The 256-nt window shown below is 50.0% G+C and carries 1 rRNA gene; it reads left to right on the top strand.

The features are described from left to right. Nucleotides 1-256, top strand: a 23S ribosomal RNA gene (locus GTP58_RS30950); the annotation flags it as partial.

Genomic DNA, 256 nt, shown 5'->3' with positions numbered 1-256 from the left:
GTTTGTGATGATGCAATCTACCCGCGGCTAGACGGAAAGACCCCATGAACCTTTACTGTAGCTTTGCATTGGACTTTGAATCAATCTGTGTAGGATAGGTGGGAGGCTTTGAAGTAGGGACGCCAGTCTCTATGGAGCCATCCTTGAAATACCACCCTGGTTCATTTGAGGTTCTAACCTTGGTCCGTTATCCGGATCGGGGACAGTGCATGGTAGGCAGTTTGACTGGGGCGGTCTCCTCCTAAAGTGTAACGGA

It is taken from the genome of Duganella sp. CY15W, assembly GCF_009857555.1.
GTDB classification, from domain to species: Bacteria; Pseudomonadota; Gammaproteobacteria; order Burkholderiales; family Burkholderiaceae_D; genus Rugamonas; species Rugamonas sacchari.
The sequence above is the reverse complement of the archived record's forward strand: the minus strand, read 5'-3'. Positions and strand labels throughout refer to the sequence as shown.